At 37.6% G+C, this 19414-nt stretch carries 25 protein-coding genes; 6 read left to right on the top strand and 19 right to left on the bottom strand.

What is annotated here, in order from left to right; genetic code table 11:
• Positions 1-736: 736 nt before the first annotated feature.
• The 3 genes from HYN49_RS13425 to HYN49_RS13415 form a co-directional block, all read right to left on the bottom strand.
• Complete coding sequence (locus HYN49_RS13425; RefSeq protein ID WP_108904594.1) at positions 737-1549, bottom strand: BRO family protein; 813 nt, start codon at positions 1547-1549, stop codon at positions 737-739.
• A gap of 223 nt (positions 1550-1772) precedes the next feature.
• Positions 1773-1910 carry a hypothetical protein gene (locus HYN49_RS15195; RefSeq protein WP_181368967.1) on the bottom strand — a complete coding sequence of 46 codons (138 nt, stop codon included), beginning with the start codon at positions 1908-1910 and terminating at the stop codon, positions 1773-1775.
• Positions 1903-2832 (bottom strand): IS1595 family transposase, encoded by a 930-nt coding sequence (locus HYN49_RS13415; protein WP_108904592.1) that lies wholly within the window; start codon positions 2830-2832, stop codon positions 1903-1905. The genes HYN49_RS15195 and HYN49_RS13415 overlap by 8 nt, the downstream gene beginning before the upstream one ends.
• Before the next feature lie 29 nt (positions 2833-2861).
• Here HYN49_RS13415 and HYN49_RS13410 point away from each other — a divergent pair, with 29 nt between their 5' ends.
• The 3 genes from HYN49_RS13410 (at position 2862) to HYN49_RS15190 (ending at position 4740) form a co-directional block, all read left to right on the top strand.
• A complete protein-coding gene (locus tag HYN49_RS13410; RefSeq protein WP_219928751.1) occupies positions 2862-4073 on the top strand; it encodes a P63C domain-containing protein in 1212 nt (403 codons plus the stop codon).
• A gap of 232 nt (positions 4074-4305) precedes the next feature.
• On the top strand, positions 4306-4509 hold the full coding sequence (locus HYN49_RS13405; protein WP_108904591.1) for a hypothetical protein: 204 nt from the start codon (positions 4306-4308) through the stop codon (positions 4507-4509).
• A gap of 81 nt (positions 4510-4590) precedes the next feature.
• The gene (locus HYN49_RS15190) at positions 4591-4740 is read left to right on the top strand and encodes a hypothetical protein (protein ID WP_181368966.1); all 150 of its coding nucleotides are present in this window, start codon (positions 4591-4593) and stop codon (positions 4738-4740) included.
• Positions 4741-4833: 93 nt separating this feature from the next.
• Here the strand turns inward: HYN49_RS15190 and HYN49_RS13400 are convergent, their stop codons facing one another.
• The 16 genes from HYN49_RS13400 to HYN49_RS13320 all read right to left on the bottom strand — a co-directional run bounded on the left by HYN49_RS13400 (position 4834) and on the right by HYN49_RS13320 (position 17612).
• The gene (locus HYN49_RS13400; RefSeq protein ID WP_108904590.1) at positions 4834-5217 is read right to left on the bottom strand and encodes a hypothetical protein; all 384 of its coding nucleotides are present in this window, start codon (positions 5215-5217) and stop codon (positions 4834-4836) included.
• A gap of 158 nt (positions 5218-5375) precedes the next feature.
• Positions 5376-6224 (bottom strand): hypothetical protein, encoded by an 849-nt coding sequence (locus HYN49_RS13395; protein WP_108904589.1) that lies wholly within the window; start codon positions 6222-6224, stop codon positions 5376-5378.
• Positions 6225-6387: 163 nt separating this feature from the next.
• Positions 6388-6966, bottom strand: a complete 579-nt coding sequence (locus HYN49_RS13390; protein ID WP_108904588.1) for a hypothetical protein — start codon at positions 6964-6966, stop codon at positions 6388-6390.
• A 168-nt stretch (positions 6967-7134) separates the two neighbouring features.
• Positions 7135-7431 carry a type II toxin-antitoxin system RelE/ParE family toxin gene (locus tag HYN49_RS13385; protein WP_108904587.1) on the bottom strand — a complete coding sequence of 99 codons (297 nt, stop codon included), beginning with the start codon at positions 7429-7431 and terminating at the stop codon, positions 7135-7137.
• Positions 7424-7675 carry a type II toxin-antitoxin system ParD family antitoxin gene (locus HYN49_RS13380; protein ID WP_108904586.1) on the bottom strand — a complete coding sequence of 84 codons (252 nt, stop codon included), beginning with the start codon at positions 7673-7675 and terminating at the stop codon, positions 7424-7426. Before HYN49_RS13380 ends, HYN49_RS13385 begins: the two co-directional genes overlap by 8 nt.
• Positions 7676-7891: 216 nt before the next feature.
• Positions 7892-8434, bottom strand: a complete 543-nt coding sequence (locus HYN49_RS13375) for a hypothetical protein (protein WP_108904585.1) — start codon at positions 8432-8434, stop codon at positions 7892-7894.
• 160 nt (positions 8435-8594) lie between these two features.
• Entirely contained in the window at positions 8595-9056 is a 462-nt protein-coding gene (locus HYN49_RS13370) for a hypothetical protein (protein ID WP_108904584.1), read from the bottom strand.
• A 161-nt stretch (positions 9057-9217) separates the two neighbouring features.
• Positions 9218-9868, bottom strand: coding sequence for an MAE_28990/MAE_18760 family HEPN-like nuclease (locus HYN49_RS13365; RefSeq protein ID WP_108904583.1), 651 nt, complete (start codon positions 9866-9868; stop codon positions 9218-9220).
• On the bottom strand, positions 9858-10976 hold the full coding sequence (locus HYN49_RS13360; protein ID WP_108904582.1) for a DUF262 domain-containing protein: 1119 nt from the start codon (positions 10974-10976) through the stop codon (positions 9858-9860). The genes HYN49_RS13365 and HYN49_RS13360 overlap by 11 nt, the downstream gene beginning before the upstream one ends.
• 179 nt (positions 10977-11155) lie before the next feature.
• The gene (locus HYN49_RS13355) at positions 11156-11479 is read right to left on the bottom strand and encodes a type II toxin-antitoxin system PemK/MazF family toxin (protein WP_108904581.1); all 324 of its coding nucleotides are present in this window, start codon (positions 11477-11479) and stop codon (positions 11156-11158) included.
• Positions 11470-11715: an AbrB/MazE/SpoVT family DNA-binding domain-containing protein gene (locus tag HYN49_RS13350; RefSeq protein WP_108905084.1), complete on the bottom strand. Its 246-nt coding sequence runs from the start codon at positions 11713-11715 to the stop codon at positions 11470-11472. Before HYN49_RS13350 ends, HYN49_RS13355 begins: the two co-directional genes overlap by 10 nt.
• A gap of 2186 nt (positions 11716-13901) precedes the next feature.
• Complete coding sequence (locus HYN49_RS13340) at positions 13902-14192, bottom strand: hypothetical protein (protein WP_108904579.1); 291 nt, start codon at positions 14190-14192, stop codon at positions 13902-13904.
• 200 nt (positions 14193-14392) lie between these two features.
• Positions 14393-15448: a tyrosine-type recombinase/integrase gene (locus tag HYN49_RS13335; protein ID WP_108904578.1), complete on the bottom strand. Its 1056-nt coding sequence runs from the start codon at positions 15446-15448 to the stop codon at positions 14393-14395.
• 115 nt (positions 15449-15563) lie between these two features.
• Positions 15564-16064: an acyl-CoA thioesterase gene (locus HYN49_RS13330; protein WP_108904577.1), complete on the bottom strand. Its 501-nt coding sequence runs from the start codon at positions 16062-16064 to the stop codon at positions 15564-15566.
• Positions 16065-16081: 17 nt separating this feature from the next.
• On the bottom strand, positions 16082-16945 hold the full coding sequence (locus HYN49_RS13325; protein ID WP_108904576.1) for an NHL repeat-containing protein: 864 nt from the start codon (positions 16943-16945) through the stop codon (positions 16082-16084).
• Between the two features lie 70 nt (positions 16946-17015).
• Positions 17016-17612: a TetR/AcrR family transcriptional regulator gene (locus tag HYN49_RS13320; protein ID WP_108904575.1), complete on the bottom strand. Its 597-nt coding sequence runs from the start codon at positions 17610-17612 to the stop codon at positions 17016-17018.
• A gap of 233 nt (positions 17613-17845) precedes the next feature.
• Between HYN49_RS13320 and HYN49_RS13315 the strand changes: the two genes are divergently transcribed.
• From HYN49_RS13315 to HYN49_RS13305, 3 genes are read left to right on the top strand one after another with little or no spacing between them, the layout of a single operon-like run.
• Positions 17846-18541, top strand: coding sequence for an SDR family NAD(P)-dependent oxidoreductase (locus HYN49_RS13315; protein ID WP_108904574.1), 696 nt, complete (start codon positions 17846-17848; stop codon positions 18539-18541).
• A gap of 2 nt (positions 18542-18543) precedes the next feature.
• Positions 18544-19014, top strand: a complete 471-nt coding sequence (locus HYN49_RS13310; protein WP_108904573.1) for an SRPBCC family protein — start codon at positions 18544-18546, stop codon at positions 19012-19014.
• Positions 19002-19286: a TIGR03643 family protein gene (locus HYN49_RS13305; protein WP_108904572.1), complete on the top strand. Its 285-nt coding sequence runs from the start codon at positions 19002-19004 to the stop codon at positions 19284-19286. The genes HYN49_RS13310 and HYN49_RS13305 overlap by 13 nt, the downstream gene beginning before the upstream one ends.
• The last annotated feature ends 128 nt before the right edge of the window (positions 19287-19414 follow it).

The following is a 19414-nucleotide window of genomic DNA, read 5'->3' as shown; positions in this document are numbered from 1 at the left end:
AGAGAAGTAGCAATTGCGTGAAACCGCTGTTACAGGCCGTTGCGACACAGTTGCAAAATCACACAAAGTAACCAGAAAGAAATTCTAAATTAGGCTTTAAAATTTCTCAAAGTTAAGTTCGCGCAATTCAACGCAACAGATTTTTGATACATTTTCAACGCAAAAGAAGATCGACAAAGATTTTCCACAGCTATTGCACTTGATTGCGTCCCGCAGAGAATTCTCGGCGAGGAGATGCGAAAATAAAACGACAATTTTCCAGGCGACACTAACACAACGTAACCACAAAACTGCTCCGTGAAAAATAGGGGAGAAGTCAAATTTACTCAAACACAAACCGAACTGTTCAATTTAGGGAAATCGTTCTTTCAGAGGCGCGGAGCAATGGCCTGTAACGTCCGGTGGCTTCACGTCAGTTGCGGCATTTGGAACTGAGTATTCTCGGCTGGACAAAACGAAGTTATGGAAAAAGGTGGCAATGATATACATGTGTAACCACAAATCTACGAATTTTCCACGCCTCCATTTTACGGTTGAAAAAAGAGGGTAACTGATAACCCGTTAAGTGGTTTTGCTTCACACGTAATCAGCGAAGCGGTCAGGCATACTGTTTAATAATTTGTAGCGGCATTTTGCTCCAAATCTGTTAACAGCTTGCGAATGGAAACGGATTGTTATTTCTGCATCTTAATTTTAACCCTTATGGGCGTGTGCTACGTCGATCCGTTTAATATAATTATGGTTTTTTCTTTTTAGGAGCGTCAATTTTAAGCATCTTTTTATGTCCGTCCTTAAGTTCTTTTTTCACGTCACCTAACTTCTTTTCTAAAGGAAGGTTTTCAGGTCGCTTACCTACGTTTTTAATGATGATTTGTCTAACTTCCTTCCCGACCTCAAAGTGGGTTGATTCTAGGTTTTTCTGACCCGTGATATTTTTATTTTTTATTCTTTCTTCGGTTTGTGTAACCCTAAATAGATTAGCCGCCAGTTCAGTACGTCCCATATAATCCATTAGCTTACCTTTTTCTACTTTCCGAGATTTCTCAAGCTTCCATGATTCCATATTGTACATTCCCAAATACCCTGCGTTTTGGAAAATTGCGTAATCCGTAACTCCTGCATGTTTAGCGACGGATGCCAATGATTTGTTTCCATCAGCCAACTCGTCACGTATAAGCATGCGTTCCATTTGCTGATTGTTTCCTATAAAAACCTCAAACTTTCTTGTCTGCTCAGCAAAATATGCCTGCGCTTTCGCAACCTCTTCTTTCTTGGGGTCACCATTCATTACAGCCAAGTAGCAAGCAAAACGAGTGAGTTTAAAGTCTTGGCAATCTTTACCGTCAATATCCCTGCTTACACAAATTATATTGTCGTAATGCGAAATGTTAAGTGAAACAAAAGCTTTTGTGGCTCGGTCTAATACTTTTTGAAATGATTTCAAATCTTTATAACCAAGCATTACCATTAGGTCGGATGCCCACCAATAAGTAACGCCGTTTTCATTTTTAAAGTCTTCAAAAGAAGTTGTTTCTATTATATCTCCCATTTAGCAAAAATAGCAAAATTATTACTCTCTGTTATATACTTCTTGCAGAAAATAAACCTTATCTACTGCCTTTAATTCAATTATCTTTTCCTTTTGGAACGCTCGGAAGTAGTATTGATAGTTCCGTGTTTTTTGAGGCTCTAACGACTGCATTTCAGTAACGAAGTCTTTCAGGTTCGTGCCGAACGCCACAACCTTGTTATCCAGTACAGCCGTGTACAGTTTACTTAGTGCTTTCATCACCATTGTTCGGCTTCTTTTTTACAATAGCAGAAAGTACGGCATTGAATTTGGGTTTATCCGCTTCAATCCGTACATCTTCTTTAGGACGTGGTATTTTTACCTCTTTCTTTTTAGCCATTCGTAAGTTGTTTATGTGATATTCTTACATTAACTCCGTTCGCCAAAGCTACATCAAATTTGCTTCCCTCTGACAAATCCCTGTTGTTATGGCGGAAAGCCTGTTCGTTAACATATCGTCCTAAATACTTTGGTGTAACGTGGTGATAAGTCCCAAAGATGGTACGGGACAGGTGAGACCAAAAGTTTTCAATTCCGTTAGTGTGAACGTTTCCGCTAACGTATTCTTTTGCCCTGTGGCAAACGAAATCATGCTCATATCTGTTATTCAAAGAAGCATAAGACTTAAACTCGTCTGTGTAAACGGTTGCGCCCTCAGCCACTTGGTCAACCATAATCGGGATGATGGTTTTTGCTTTTCTGTTTGCTACAGGCAAGGCGTAAACTTTCCCACCTCTTTCAATAATACCCAAAACAGGTGTATGCTTTGCGCCACCGTGACCGCCCTTTACTTTTTTGCTTTCGTGACGGTTAGCGTTAGCACCTCCGATGAAAGTTTCGTCAATTTCAACTGTAGATGTGAATACTTCCGGCTTATCGTTGTAAACCTCTCTAACACGTTGCAAAATAAACCAAGCTGATTTCTGAGTAACTTGGATATGACGAGCTAATTGGTGTGAGGAAATTCCTTTTTTGTTTGTAGTGATTAAGTAGATAGCAACAAACCATTTACGCAAAGATACTTTTGAATCGTGGAAGATAGTTCCCACTTTCACGCCAAACTGTTTTTTGCATCCGTAACATTTGTAACGGTTAGTTTTACCACCTAATTTAGAAACCTTTGTTGATTCGCAGTAAGCACAAGTAGGCTCACCATTCCAACGGATAACCGCTAAATGCTGTTCACATTTTTCTTCTGTAGTGAAGTAGTCAAGTAATTGGAATAAACTGTCGAAATCTCTTAAATCTTTAGCGGTTTTCATATTGCTTTTATTTGATGATGTAAATATACATGGATAAAATTACAATAACAAATTTTTTAAAAAAAATATCAGTTTTTTTGATACACTTAAATATTTTTTTTGATATTTGTAGCAAATTAAATGTATACGTAATGAATACAGCTCAAAAAATAATTGCGAAATTTGGCGGACAGGTCAATGTTGCTGAATTAATAGGGAAAGGTCAAAGTACTGTAGCTTATTGGGCTAAGACAGGGGTTATTCCTATAAAGTGGCGTGCTAATCTACTTCAAATTGCTTCTGAAAAAGGAATTAGTCTCTCTTCAACAGATTTTGATACAACGATTCAAATTATCAATGATAAAAACGAATTAGAAACACAAAAAGCGTCTCACTTTGGGGCGTTAACTTTGGGTAACGAAGAGATACCATGTTACGTATTAGAAAGTGGGGAACGCATTTTTAGTCTAAAAGGTGTCGTTGTAGCTCTGACAGGTGTCGAAGGAGGTCAGCTCGCTGAATACATCAAGGTTAAGTCAATACGATCATATTTACCCGAAGATTTGATACCTGCAGAAAATGGGCAAATTCCCGCGCTTTTGAACTTCGATACAGGAGCAGCATCATTTGCTAAAACCGCTATTGGCGTGCCTGTAGAGCGATTTATGGATATTTGTATTGCGTATTCTACTGCCCTGCAGGAATCTGATAAAAAAGACGGTATGGTTAAGTTAACTGACCGCCAAAAAGAAATCGCAGAAAGAGCAAATTCATTTTTAAGAGCGTGTGCAAAAACAGGTATCATAGCGTTAGTTGATGAGGCTACAGGATATCAATATGACCGACCTATAGATGCGTTACAGTTTAAATTGAACTTGTTTTTAGCAGAGGAACTTCGCAAATGGGAAAAAACATTTCCTGACCAGCTTTGGGTAGAATTTGGACGTTTAACAAATTGGAAAGGAAGTTTACAACAACGACCTAAATATTGGGGAAAACTCGTTAATGAATTAGTTTACAGCTACCTTGACAAAGATGTTTATGAGTGGCTGAACAAAAACGTTCCAACACCTACTAAATCAGGAATAAGTTACCATAGATGGCTAACTGAGCAATATGGATTAAAGAAATTATTAGAGCATATTTGGCAGTTAGTTGGTATGGCGTCGGCATGTACTACCATGGAGGAGTTAAGGCGAAAAATGGCTGAAAAATATGGGAGAATTCCGATACAACTAAGTTTATTTGTTCCACCTCACTAATATAAAAAAGGGGCGTAAATGCCCCTTTTATAATATCCCCGCAATAACGACATCAAAATATGTGTCGTGAACCTGAAAATTCAGCCGTTGCATTAGCGGTCTCCCATTAGGCGTAAGTGAGTTTTCAGGATTGCTTTTTTTACAAAAATACCGAAAACTTATAGAAAAAGCAAACCCCGATGAAAGTCGGGGTTTTTAATTACATTTGATATGTACTTAAACAAAATCTAATATGCCACTTACAGCAACGGTAAATATTCCTGACGGGAAAGAACATTATATTGAAAACTTAAAGAATCTTGCTATTAAACATGGGATTGAGTATGTGAATCCAAAAGTGACTGAAAACAGCACTATTTTTAATTTCATACTTAAAGACGGTGAGGAGGATAAGAAAAAGGCTTTTCTAAATGAAGTCCCTGCCGATTGGCTTTAATTATCAATAATCATGCATAACTATCAATTAACAGTTCCACACGAATTCGAGGCGTTTCATTTAGGTGTCCATTTAACTATTATGCATATACAAGGAGGTGAAGAACCTATCTTTACAACCACAGAATCGGAATACGAAACGATTTATTCTATTCCGTTTGAAGAAGAAGACCAAATGTATGATTTTGATAAGGAAATCAGAAGTGGGATGCCGTTTCTTTTCAAATCTTAGTATTGGTTACACATGTATATCATTGCCAAAAAGGTCGTTCATTTTACAAAGAAAGCAGCAATTGCGTGAAACCGCTGTTATGGGCAGTTTCTTTTATTTTATTTGAAGCGATTTGGCTAGTATTTTTAATTCTTCAATAGATTTATAACCTCCGTTTATTTCTGGATCTGCAATTTCGAAAACTATTTCTTTTGCTAAATCATTTTCGAATTCTGAGTTTTCGGCTAAAGTTAAACAGTCGCATATGTAAGCTAATTCTACATTATTTAAAGAGCCATTTAAAGTTTGATTAATCAAGTTTGAAAGGCCTTGAGTATTTAGAAAGGTTGATTCGTCTTCGTTAAAATATAAATTTATTGACGAGCCAGTTTTTTGCATGAGCTTTTCATATGCTGATATTTCAGCATTAATTTCAGTTTTCAATAACTGAATTTTAGATTCGTCTTTCAGAACTATATTTAGCGTTGATGCGTTCATTTTGGTTGAAATTGCCCATAACGTCCGGCGGCTTCACGTCAGTTGCGGCTTTCGGAGCTGAGTACTCTCGGCTGGACAAAACGAAGTTATGGAAAAAGGTCGTTCATTTTACAAAGTAAGTAGCAATTGCGTGAAACCGCTGTTAGCTGCAGTCATGATTATTCGTACCGACGGGCTCGCAGTTCAATAATATCATGACAAATATCTTTAGTTGAATGTGCTAGGGTCTTACTTAAGTCAATTTCTGCTGCTTCTAACCCATTCACAGTTTCTTCAACCCTATTAAAAAGAGTAGTTTTGACGGTTCCGATCGAAAGATAAAATAAAGACATTATTTCATTCTTCTCGTCTGGAGATAGTTTTGAATTTTCTACTACAGAATAGAAGGTTTGGCATATAGTAAAAGCATTAATAGAATATATCCATAAACTTAGTCCAAAAGTGCCAAAATATTCTAATATCCTTTCAGCTGATTCTTTCGTCACCGTTTTATTGCGAGCTTGTAAACTTATTTGGGAAAACCCTATAACAATATAATTGTGGGCTTTTTCTCCTGTCAATATTAAAGCGTTATGTTCATATTCAAGATTGTCAATGTTTGAATAAAACCTTTCAACTTGCTTATAAAGAATGTCAGTTAACCTCGTGGTTTCAAATTGTTTTCTTGTTTCTGCCATTTCTTGCGTTTGGCGTTCAGCTTCTTTACGTTGCATGTCGATACTGTTTCTCTGTAAAGTAAGTTCTTCTTTTTGCATTATCATTGCTCTGTAAAAAAGTAAAGTCGCGACTAAAGACAATAAAGGTCCAAGTATACCACCGACGAAACTACCAAAAGAGTCAAAAATCTTGTCGTCGACTTTAAATGTCAAACCTCCAAAGTTGTACGTAAATAAAATAGCCGTTGCAAATAAAATTGCTAAGCTAAAAACACTTATAATTAAAGCAATTTTTACAGCGTTTTTAGTGAAAATGTTACGGTCTTTATGATTAAATTGGTTATCGGTCATATTAGGTGTAGTTTTTATGATTGCAGCTAACGTCCGGCGGCTTCACGTCAGTTGCGGGATTTGGAACTGAGTACTCTCGGCTGGACAAAACGAAGTTATGGAAAAAGGTGGTTCATTTTACAAGAGAAGTAGCAATTGCGTGAAACCGCTGTTAGCAGCAGATCTATATGTCTATCCCTAATTTTTTTGCACCTACTTCCAATAAAATTCCCATTAATTTGTCGAGTGAAATACTACCGACTTTAGAAACAATTTTTAAGAATTTCGGTTTCATTGATTCAGCATTTTTATCGTTTAAACACATAAGATAGTTCTCAAAAGTGCTATGTAGTTCTTGAAAAGCTAAAAGTAAATTTGATTGTTCAAGTTCAATAATATTTACATCTTTGACATCATCGTCTTTTACGTTGAAGAAAATGACGAAAGGCTTTTTTGTATTTTCATCAACTTCAAAAGCATTAGAGAATATATAATTAAAGGTAGCAATTGAACTCTGATTTTCAGAATCGAGATAAAATACAGAAATATCTTTTCCGGAAAGCCTGTCAAGTTTTATAAACGCTCCAAAATCCTTGATAAGATTTCTTAATGCTTTATTATGAAAATCGTATAGAATCAAAGCAAATGACTTGGCTCTCTTTTGGTTTTTATGCTTTTCACATATATGTAAAAAATTATTTAAAAAATCTTCTTTACAATATCCAATTCCAGTTTCAGGTTTGTGTTCAAATATTGGGTTCATTTACGTCCGGTTGTTTAAGATTTGCTGCTAACGTCCGGCGGCTTCACGTCAGTTGCGGCTTTTGGAACTGAGTATTCTCGGCTGGACAAGACGAAGTTATGGAAAAAGGTCGTTCATTTTACAAAGTGAGTAGCAATTGCGTGAAACCGCTGTTATGTGTGGTTTTAATTATTGAAACTTTTTCTTTAAATCCATACTACCGTGTAATATTCTAACCACTTCAATTTCCTGTACGTCAACTACAAGATAGAAAATTAAATGTTCGCCAGATTTATAGCCAAACAGATTATTCACAATTTGATTGTACGATTTTCCGATATTTGGATTCTCAGCTATTTCTTGGCAACTATCGAGAAGCAATTGATAATATTTGTCAGCTTGTCTTTCTGACCATTCATCATAAGTATAATCCCAAATATCCGCAAGATCATCAACAGCTCTATATAAAAGATGAAATTTAGCCATTCGCTTTTTTGCTGGCTTTCAATTGAGCAAGAAATTTTTGAGAATCAAAGTTTTCTGCTCTTCCACTTTTAATTCCTTCCTCAATTGAATTTCGAAGCATTACAACTCGATTTTCTTCATCTTCCAAAAGGCGCAGTCCGGCGCGAACAACTTCGCTTGCATTTTTGAATCTGCCATGCGCAATTGTGTTTTCAACGAAATGTTCGAAGTGATTTCCGAGTGATATTGAAGTATTCTTTCCCATGACTTTTCATTTCTGTAAAATTACCAAATTTTGGTAACTTTCCAAATTTCGGACAAGGTTTTTCAAAAATCACACATAACGTCCGGCGGCTTCACGTCAGTTGCGGCATTTGGAACCGAGTACTCTCGGCGTGGACAGAACGAAGTTATGGAAAAAAGAAGTTCATTGTACACGGTAAGTAGCAATTGCGTGAAACCGCTGTTACCTGCTGGCGCATTATTCTAAATCCAATTCGTTATTAATAATTTGGCTTTCGCTTTTTCTTTCTGATTTTCTTGTTTCAGACTTTTGTTTTTGTACATATCTATTGATATTTCCAATACACATTTCGTACTCGGCCATAAATGAGCCTTGCTTAATCATTATGCCATTCATAGGACATGTTTCGTAACCACAGTTATGCTTTGAATATTCTCCGAAATTTTTGTGTTTTATTCTTTTTTCGCGCAATATTTTTTCCTGATTTATAAATATTTTACGCCACATTTCTTCCTTGTCACCATGTGTTAGTTCTAATCCTAGAGTTTGTACCTTTATGTACGTCCAGGGATCTTTTACTTGCAAAAAATTAAATGTCTTTTCAAATATTTTGTTTGCATAATCTCTAATGGAAATTTTCTGTTCGAGATTAAGTTTTTCATTTTCTGAAAGTGAACGATATAATCCCAAAGTATTAAAGTCAGAATATTTTTTATAATTATCGATATAAAAAAAATAATCTTCAAACCCCAAACTATTAAATTGTTTTCCTATCTCCATAATTTGATTTTACGCGATTTTTGTAGCGCTTGCAGGTAACGTCCGGCGGCTTCACGTCAGTTGCGGCTTTCGAAGCTGAGTACTCTCGGCTGGACAGAACGAAGTTATGGAAAAAGATGTCTCATTTCACAAAGGAAGCAGCAATTGCGTGAAACCGCTGTTAGCTGCTGGCTTGCTTAAATAGACTTCGAGCTTCAATTAAAACATCTATACTATCTAAACCTGCTTCTTTCGAATTTTCAGAATGTATCAGAGATTCATTTTCATAATAGAAAATCTGCTTAAAAAATTTCTTTTTTCGCCATGTTACCTTTTCAGCATAAATAAGTTTATCATCTAAGAAATAGATATTTAATTCTTCATCGGTTTCAGGATGTCGCTCACGATAGCATATTCTTATCGTTTTATTTAGGTTTTTTAGAATGAGAGTATTTGTCATAAGCTCTCTGATTTGTTTCCCGTCTTTTCTTCCATGAGAATATCTAATAACACCATCTATTCTTTCTTCTTCGATATGATTCACAATACTGTCAGCAAACTTTTTGTGAGCATCAATTGACAGTGTTTGACTAAACAATAATAAAGGAAATAAGAAACAAAAAAACGTTATAATTAACTTCATAAATTCAATATTTGCGGGATTCTCAAAAGCTAGCAGCTAACGTCCGGCGGCTTCACGTCAGTTGCGGCTTTTGGAACTGAGTACTCTCGGCTGGACAAAACGAAGTTATGGAAAAAAGAAGTTCATTTTACAAGAAAAGTAGCAATTGCGTGAAACCGCTGTTAGGCGATGTTTACTTTTTTGTAATTTAAAAGTGTTGCATTATTCGCAATCTCAGTTTTTATTGAATTCATCAACGATGTAATCTCAGTGTAAAGTTCAGAAAACTCAATTTCATCCATATCTGGGTTTTGTCCATGGGCTACAGAATTACGAATATTTAATAATTGAGTATCAATAAATTTTTCTTTCAATTCGAATTGATCGTAACTAACACCTATAATTGAAAGTATCTCTTTTAAAATATTTGAATTGAGATTTGATTGTGTCTTGATCACATTTTCCGTAGGAACTTGAGCTCGGATATCCAAATTTCCAAGTAGAAAATCTACCAACTGAGTATGAAGTGTATTTTTATTCGTTTCTTGAAAAACAGATAATTTAGCTTTTAATGAGAGTGCAATGAAATTATTTGATAATTGATTATATGTTAGTTTCTTACTAGAAACAAAGATTAGATATGTTTCTGCAGCATTTTTGATAAATCCCTCCCAATGCGCATAAAGCATCACAACACCAATTCGAATGTTGGTATTCATTTGCTTTGGTTTCGAAGAACTGACATTTGTGTAAATATTTGTAAGTTCTTTTCGTCTCCAAGCAAAATCATCATCTAAACGATTTTGTAATTCCTCTACAGTTCTAATTTTCATTCCCAAAAATCTGAGTTCCTAAAGGCAAAAAGTGAGGCAATCTGGTTGACGCTCTTTTACCATTACCGGAATTGTCGATAAATACCTGATTCAAACTTATGGATTTTATTTTTTCCGCCAATTCAGCTTGGCTTTCAGCTGTATTATTATATAGTTCGCTATTTTTACCAAAACCAGTGACGATTACTTCAAATAATGAAATTGAAAATGCACCAGTGAACTTATTTTTTTGTGGTTCCCATTTTCTAAAAGCATCTTCTCCGAGTGCCGAATTCAATAATTCAAATACCTTATCAAAATTCGCTTTTTCTCCTTCGTAATCAAAATTTTCATCCGATGCGAATTCCACCATTTTGTCCGTTAAAAGTTTACCAATATCTTTAGTGGAATTTACTTCTTCAAGTGTAATCGACTTGTAAACAAAATATCTTAAAGCTAATTCAACATCATATTGTTCTTCAACTGCTCGGTCAGAAATAGGCAATACAGATTGGAAATTTGGACTTTGGCTTAATTCAGATAGCCAAGTGTAAAAATCTTTATTGATCATTACCAAAATGCAGTTTCTGATTTCTTGTTCTGTTAATGCTGTGCCGCCAGTATTTAATCTTTGAAAAAGTTCAAATTTTGTGTCTTTGTCACTTTCCTTTTTAATAATTTGAACACCCAATTTTGATCTCTTAATGATGAGTCTTTGAGTTTGGTCAAATGAATTAGGCAAATCATCGTCTTTTTGCCAATATTTTCCCTCCAAAGATGGCAAGTAATCTGTGCCATTAAGCTTGCTTGCTGCTTTGATATTACCTTCGCTATCTCGAAGCAAACCAGAAAACTCTAAAATGGTAGATAAACGCTGTAGGCCATCAATAACATCCCAAACTCCATCTTCTCTTTGAGAAACAAATATTGGAGGAATAGGAATGCCTAACAGAATTGATTCAATTAATTTAGTTTTTTGATTTGGTGACCATCGAAAAAATCTCTGAAATTCAGGATGTATATCAATTTCTCTATCTCTATATAAAGACATTAATTCTCCGATAGACAATGAATATCCGTCAGTATGTATTTGTTTTGCTTTTAATTCGATTTCATCTTGAAGTGCCATTATTCTCTATGTTTGATGTCGTTTTTATAAATATCGCCTAACGTCCGGCGGCTTCACGTCAGTTGCGGCTTTCGAAGCTGAGTACTCTCGGCTGGACAGAACGAATTTATGGAAAAAGGTGGTTCATTTTACAAGGAAAGTAGCAATTGCGTGAAACCGCTGTTATATGCCGTTGAAATTTAATCTACAAATGTCTCTCGCAAAACTTCCTTCACTTTTTCGAATTCTTTTTCAGATAAATTGCCCAGCACTTTGATAATTCTTCGCCTGTCAACAGTTCGAATTTGATCAAGCACAATCCAGCCAGTTTTCTTATCATGATTCACCTCGACCCTGGTTGGATAAGGTTTTGAACTGCTTGTCATAGGAGCGATAACAATTGTATTGAGATATTTATTCATTTCATTCGGAGAAATGATAACGCACGGACGTGTTTTCTTCATTTCACTTCCGATTGTTGGATCAAGATTTACTAAAACGATTTGATATTGCCTTAAATCCATTCTTCAAGATTTTCGTCTTCGAAAGCGTCATGGATTAGCAAGTTGTCATCGCCATTTTCGTGCATTTTTTTAAAAGCTTTTTCCCAACCAGTTCGCGGTTCAGATTTAGGTTTTAAAATGATGTAACCTTTCTCCAGAATAAGTTCAACTTTATCTGTGATATTATATTTTTCAAGTAAAGTTTTCGATAAACGAATTCCTTTTGAGTTTCCAATTGGTATTACAGAAATATCCATAGCATTATTTTTTGTAACCACAAAGTTATTACTTTTTTTGAAATTTCCAAATTTACGCAAGATTTTCTACGCGCGCCGTCAATGGCATATAACGTCCGGCGGCTTCACGTCAGTTGCGGCTTTTGGAACTGAGTATTCTCGGCTGGACAGAACGAAGTTATGGAAAAAGGTCGTTCATTTTACAAGGTAAGTAGCAATTGCGTGAAACCGCTGTTACAGGCCGTCGCGACACAGTTGCAAAATCACACAAAGTAACCACAAAGAAATTCTGCTTTAGTCTTTAAGTTTCTTAAAATTTAAGTTATCGCAATTCAACGCAACAGATTTTGGATACATTTCGAGCAAAGAAGATTGATAAAGACTTTCGACAGCTATTGCGCCTGATTGCGTCCAGCGGAGAACTCTAGGCGAAGAGATGCGAAAATAAAACGACAATTTTCCAGGCGACACTAACACAACGTAACCACAAAGCTGCTCCGTGAAAAATAGAAGAGAAGTCAAATTTACTCAAACACAAGCCGAACTGTTCAATTTAGGGAAATCGTTCTTTCAGAGGCGCGGAGCTATGGCCTGTAACGTCCGGCGGCTTCACGTCAGTTGCGGCTTTTGGAACTGAGTACTCTCGGCTGGACAGAACGAAGTTATGGAAAAAGGTGATTCATTTTACAAGGCAAGTAGCAATTGCGTGAAACCGGTGTTATATGGGTCGTGACACATCAGCAAAATCACGCAAAGTAGCCACAAAGTAATTCTGCTCCGTTATGTTTTTTGAAAAATTGAAGTTAAACACGCACAGTTTTCTCATCGCAATTCAACACAAACATTTTGACAAACAATTAAGTTCCGATTAAGTCTCGCAGAGAACTCTCGGCGACAAGAAACGTAAACAAAAATGACGAATTTTCCGGCGACACTAACACAACGTAACCACAAAGTTGAGCCGTGAAAAAATAGGAGAAAAGTCAAATTTACTCAAACACAAGCCGAACTTTTCAACATACGAGAAACGTTCATTAGGCGAGCGGAGCGACCCACATATAACGTCCGGCGGCTTCACGTCAGTTGCGGCTTTCGAAGCTGAGTACTCTCGGCTGGACAGAACGAAGTTATGGAAAAAGGTGGTTCATTTTACAACGTGAACAGCAATTGCGTGAAACCGCTGTTATGTGCCGGTTTTATTGACTTTAGTTTATTTTGTAAAGGTTAAAACAATCTTCCAAATCATCAATAATATTAGGATTGAATTTACTGAAAAGAGTGCCTTATATTGGAGGTTATTTAGTTTAATTGATTTTTTTTGATGGTAAAATTTAGACGCAATTGGCATTAAAGCTAATAGCATTAATATGAAAATCCCAGGGTCTAAATAAAAACCGTTACTTATAAACTTCACGACTTCAATTACAAGTACAGTAGAAGTTAACACCATTGAAATTGAAGTAAGAGTATTAAATGTTTTAGTCTTCATTAACGTGCTATTCTAGGAATAATGGATTTAAAAGATTTTAAGATGAAACTACATTTAAGTTTATATTACACGTAACGTTTTCGTGCGCCGAAAACTGGCGCATAACGTCCGGCGGCTTCACGTCAGTTGCGGCTTTCGAAGCTGAGTATTTTCGGCTGGACGGAACGAAGTTATGGAAAAAGGTCGTTCATTTTACAAGAGAAGCAGCAATTGCGTGAAACCGCTGTTATATGCCGTAGATGGATTTTATTTAATACCAAATTATATAAAAAATGCAAAATAGCACAAACCCCAAACCAAAATGAAAAATGCTCCAGGCAAAACCTCAGTTTTCAACTTACTTTTAAATTCTTTTCTAATGAAAGCTAAGTAAAGTACATAACACACGAAAATCAGTGTCATTATAATTGGCATAAAAATTCTCATAACCAAAGTTTAAAAGTTAACTCTATAAAGGTCGGAAAAAAATATTATAAGGAAAGAGATTGACTATTTATAAATTATTACATTAATTATAAAAAAGAATTGCAAGTAGAAAAATTTAAAGGTTTTCATCACCGCAAACTGGGCCTATGGCATATAACGTCCGGCGGCTTCACGTCAGTTGCGGCTTCTGGAACTGAGTACTCTCGGCTGGACAAAACGAAGTTATGGAAAAAGTTGGTTCATTTTACAAGAGAAGCAGCAATTGCGTGAAACCGCTGTTAGCTGTGGTTTCTTATTGATAACTGTTTATCTCCATGTAATCGTTGGAATTACTTATAAAACAATTCAAGGATGAAAGTAATTTACCATTTTGCTTTATTGCGTACACAATTAAGTCGCCTTCAAAAATTTGTTTTTCAACCGGATTTTTGTAATTAGATGTGTGTCTGGCAAGTTTTATATTTTCGTCCGTCAGCTCATACTCTTTTTTTATATCTGCAATAACATTGGTAATCTTTGCATCGAAATTAAGTCTTGTCACATTTTCTTTTGTATTGAAATTATAAGGAATGTAGGTAGTCATGTAGTTTAGATTTTAAATACTCCTACAAATATATTAAATTATTCTTACAAATTACGTTCGTTCGCATTGAAATCACAGCTAACTACCAAATACACGCAACCAAAATCTAAAAAATCCCATTTTTGTTGCTGATATATACAAATACGCATTGCATAAAATGATATCTCAAGTGTATCCGGTGTCCAAATATAACGTTTTTATTAAAGCTTGTCTAACGGACTTATGATTTTACGGATGCTGTTGTCGCTCACTTCGGTATATAATAACGTGGTCTTGATATTATTATGCCCTAAAAGTTCTTGTATAAACCGTATATCCGTTCCCTGTTCCAGCAAATGGGTCGCAAAGCTGTGCCGCAGGCTGTGGATTCCAACCTTTCGGTTGTAACCGGTCTTTTTCATTGATTCCCTAAAAATGTGCTGTATTGTCCGGATCGAATACTGCCCGCCATCTGCTCCTTCGAATAAATAATGCTTGGGGCGATATTCTTTATAATAATCACGCAACTGGCCTAAAATACTTTCCGGCAGGTTCACATAACGCTCTTTTTTGCCCTTTCCATGTTCGACCAAAACCTGCATGTTGCGGCTATCAATGTCCGGGATTGCGAGGCCGGCCACTTCTGAGACACGCAGTCCCATGCCATAACAGAGTTTTAAGATTGTATTGTGCTTTAAATTTATGGTCTGCTCAAAAAGTTTTTTGATGATTTCCACCGGGATCACTTTTGGCAGCTTGTGGGGTTTCTTGGGCCTTGGAATGTCAATAAAAAACCGCTCACGGTGCAGCATGCTTACATAATAAAATTTCAGTGCATTCATTCGACTGTGAATCAACGCTTCGCTTTGCCGTTTTTCAATCAGGCAATGCACGAAATAGGAACGTACCTTTTCTGCATCACATTCCTGTGGCGGTGTAGCTTTAATCCAATACAGGAAATCTCCAAAATCTGCACGGTATTTACGAATAGTATGATGGCTGTAGCCCATAAGCCTGAGCTGCTCTACAAAACGCTCAAGCACCCGTTGACTTTGAGGTGCTATCAACGCAAGAACCGATTTTCCTGTCGCTTCAGTCAGCCCGAAACGATTGCGGTTTTCAGCCGTATCCGGCAGGTGCCAGGTTTTTTTCGACTGGCTCCACAACGCGTCCGGAGTAGCGGTAACGATGGTAAGTAAGGCTTCATTTCGTCTTTCAAAAGACACTGCAATGCGCGCTGTGCCTTTGTGCAGTATGGGTTTTGCATTCCAGTTCATTTGGCGTAAAGTTAATTTTTCGGCGTTTAAGTGTGCCAAAATATGTTGCGGTCAATATATTAAGGCAAAAGCGAAGTTACGGAAAAAGCGGTTTCCTTTTACAAATTGTAAAATTTCAAAACGTCCTCACAGCGCCGCTTTTTAGTGCCATCCGGAGTTCGGCGACGCGCTGCTGCAGGCTAATGTCGTTTGGAATAGTATGGTTTTCCAGGGTTTTTACCCAGCTCATGAATTCAGCAGAATGCATCTCCTTTTTGCCTGTTTTTGTATCGATAGGGATGAGCCTGGTGCGCATGATTGCCTTTAATTGGCTACATTCAGTATTCATCATGACGGTTTCGACATGCAGGAAATGGCTGTCGGCATGCAATAATGCGGATTGTATCGTGACGATCTCATTGTATACCGCAGGACTTGCATATGCAATCTCATGGCTGCCGACAACCCAGCCGACCCCTTTTTTGTACCAGGTTGTAAGGTCAAATGCATAATGTTCGAGCAGGTGATCTTCCCTTGCATTGATGAGGTAATCCAGGTAACGGGAATTGTTGAGGTGCCCGAAAAGATCACAATCGTTGAAGCGGATTTTGTATTTTGAAGAAGGATTTTTTTCCATGATATATGGTATTTGGTTTAGTTGATATTGAAAATAAAAATCTCTCCGGTGAGCATGGCCGGTACAATCATTTCGTTGGCGGAAATGATAAAGTCGGCAGGGCCCGGGATGCGCAGCGTTTTGGTGGTGAGTGAAGCCTTGTTTGTACCGTGTGCCAAAGTTTCACGCACAACCCCTTTGTTTTCAAAGGCGACCCAATCACTTGTAAATACAGTGCCATTTTTCACTGCAATGCCATCATAATAGCCTTTTGGCATATTGATTAGGGTAAATGAATGGTCTTTCAGATTGATATAACCTACGATGCCATTTGGCTGGTTGTCGGTCCCGAAACCATTTGCATACAATCTGTTGGCATTTTTCCGGCAGAATAATCCATTAATACCGGGTATTGGAGCTGAAGTTTTGAATTCTTCATAAGTTTTTGTGGTAAGGTTTACCTGGAACAACTTGCTTTTATCTGTCGCCGAAACGAACAGCGTTTCTTCATTCCAAATGGCGATATCGTTCAGGAAACCAGAGTCTTTACTCAAATCTATTTCGTATAATTTCTCCCCGGAACTGATATCGAAGGCCACAATCCTGTCGATGTCGGCGGCGTATAAAATGTTTTTGTAAATGGCGAGTCCTTTCGGCGCGTTCAGGGTTTCTTTTGCAAAATCCCTGTCAAGGATATTTCCGTTTCGGTCCATTTTGATGATTTTGCCATCGCCGTCTTTGGTGAGCGGTTCAAGTACCGGACCAATGTCTGCTGCAAAAAGGAAACCATCGGAAGCAGCTACGCTTTCAACATGATGGAATCCGGTGATGATTTTTGCGGTTTGTGCCTGTAATGCTGTTGCACTCAGACAGGATAAGATAATTTTGGTAATGTTTTTCATAAGAGAAAGTATTTAGAATGTTACATTTTGAATGTATTATACCAATCGGTATTTTTTTATTTAAAAAAAATCAGGCTTTTAAATTCCTGATAATACGCTCGAGGTAGTTCATCGTATGGTGAAGCATAGCCGGCGTACCATAGGCTTTCGATTGCATTACCGCGCCTTCAATGAGGCACATCAATACGGCGGTAAATTCAGTAATGTTGGTGTCAGCCTTGATTTCTTTAGAATCTATCCCCTTGGTTAAATGATTTTCTACAGCTGTTTTCCAAAGCTGTAGGGCGGCTACCACTTTCCTGCGCAATAAAGGATGTGTATCGTCAGCTTCGGTAGCGGTATTGAGTACAGGACAGCCCGCTTCGAGGAAAGGGATATCAAGGAAATTCCGATACACTTCGGGGTAGACCAGTAGCTTATCGATGACGGAATCCTTCGCTTCGATCTTCTGCCTCAGGTATGAAACGATCTTGCCGAAATTGTAATCGAAAACGGCTAATGCTACATCATCTTTATTTTCAAAATTACCGTAAATGCTGCCTTTTGTGAGGCCAGTAACTGCTGTAATATCATTTATTGACGTGCCGGAATAGCCTTTCGAATTGAAGACAGGTGCTGTTTTTTCAATGATAAATTGCCGGGTGCGTTCTGCTTTTGATAATGCCATGAAACGGAAGTCTTTTGGCAAATATATTAAAAAAATATTAATAAATACCAATTGGTATATTTATTAAAAAACTTACTAAAACAGCTTTATGCCTATTTATAATACAGCTTGCACACGTCATTGCAGATAATATATTTTTATTTGTTCATCTATTTTTAAATTCAGTTAAACAATATTGAATACTATTCGTAACTTCGTAAACAGCTTCAATAATTGATCACATATTGTATAAAATGAAAAACATACTCATTGTCGGAAGTTCCTCCGGAATCGGAAAAACACTAAGCGGACTGTTAGCTGAAGACCATAGGATTTATGGGACATTCTTTAAAAACGGCAGTATTTCCGGTCATCACAACCTCACATTGCATCACCTGGATGTACTGGACGGCAATAACGATTATTCCTTCCTTCCTGAGGTTTTAGACGGCCTGGTATATTGCCCGGGCGCCATAAACCTGAAGCCCTTTTCCAGGGCAAAGGACGAAGACTTCCTTGAGGATTACAACCTACAGGTGTTGGGCGCGGTCCGGTGCATCCAGTCCTGCTTGTCAAGGCTAAAGAAAAGCAACGCGCCAAGCATCGTTTTGTTCAGCACGGTCGCTGTGAAAACCGGGTTTAATTTCCACAGTATCGTAAGCACCAATAAAGGCGCGGTAGAAGGATTGACCAAAGCGCTGTCGGCAGAGCTGGCCCCAACCATAAGGATCAACTGCATCGCGCCATCAATCACCAATACGCCGTTGGCAGCGGGATTGCTCAATACGCCTGAAAAAATTGAAGCCAACGCCCAACGGCATCCATTGAAGAAAATTGGCACGCCTGAAGACATTGCTCACATGGCAGCCTATTTGCTGAGCGACAAAAGTGGTTGGATCACGGGACAGGTTTTCAATGTTGATGGAGGCATCAGCACAATAAAAATATAAGAATGGCAATTTATCAATTTACGCAACAGCAAAAAATACCAGTAGCATTAGACACCATCTGGGCATTTATATCAAATCCGGAAAACCTTAAGGAAATCACGCCGCCGCATATGGGATTTAAAATAATCGGTGGTACAGGCCAGGGGAAAATCTACCAGGGCATGATTATCCGGTACATCGTAAAACCACTGCTTGGAATTCCGTTGCAGTGGGTCACGGAAATCACCCACATGAAGGAGTGTGAGTATTTTGTCGATGAGCAACGTGCCGGGCCCTACAAACTCTGGCACCACCAGCATAAAATTGAAGCGATTGCAGGCGGCGTATTGATGACAGACATCGTCAGCTACATTCCGCCGTTCGGATTTATCGGGCGAATAGCAAACAGTGTATTGATAAAAAAACAGCTGCAGCAAATTTTCGAGTTCAGGACCAAAGCCATCAACGAAAAATTCGGGCCATGGCAAGATTAGATTTAACCGATGAAAGTATCGATCGGATCATCGAAATGGCCTGGGAAGACAGGACACCTTTTGAAGCGATAAAAATACAGTTTGGTGCTGCGGAGGCGGATGTGATCGCATTGATGCGCAACCAATTGAAACGCAGTAGTTTTAACCTTTGGCGAAAAAGAGTCAATAGTGGTGTCAGTCAAAAACACCTGAAGAAACGCAGCGAGGACATCAACAGGTTCAGGTCGGCCGCGCAAAAAAGCATCAGCAACAATAAAATTTCAAAACGATAATATGTTTAAGACGGCCTATGATGAGCTTAAGCGTAATTGAAGTTCTGATAATGCAGGTAATCACGATCAGCAATTACACTCCTTACTGCAATTTTGTTATTTTTTTTAAAAAAGGTTTGACAAAACAG

Source organism: Flavobacterium pallidum, from assembly GCF_003097535.1.
Classification (GTDB): domain Bacteria; phylum Bacteroidota; class Bacteroidia; order Flavobacteriales; family Flavobacteriaceae; genus Flavobacterium; species Flavobacterium pallidum.
Note: the sequence above shows the minus strand (reverse complement) of the source record. Positions and strands in the feature narration are given on the sequence as shown.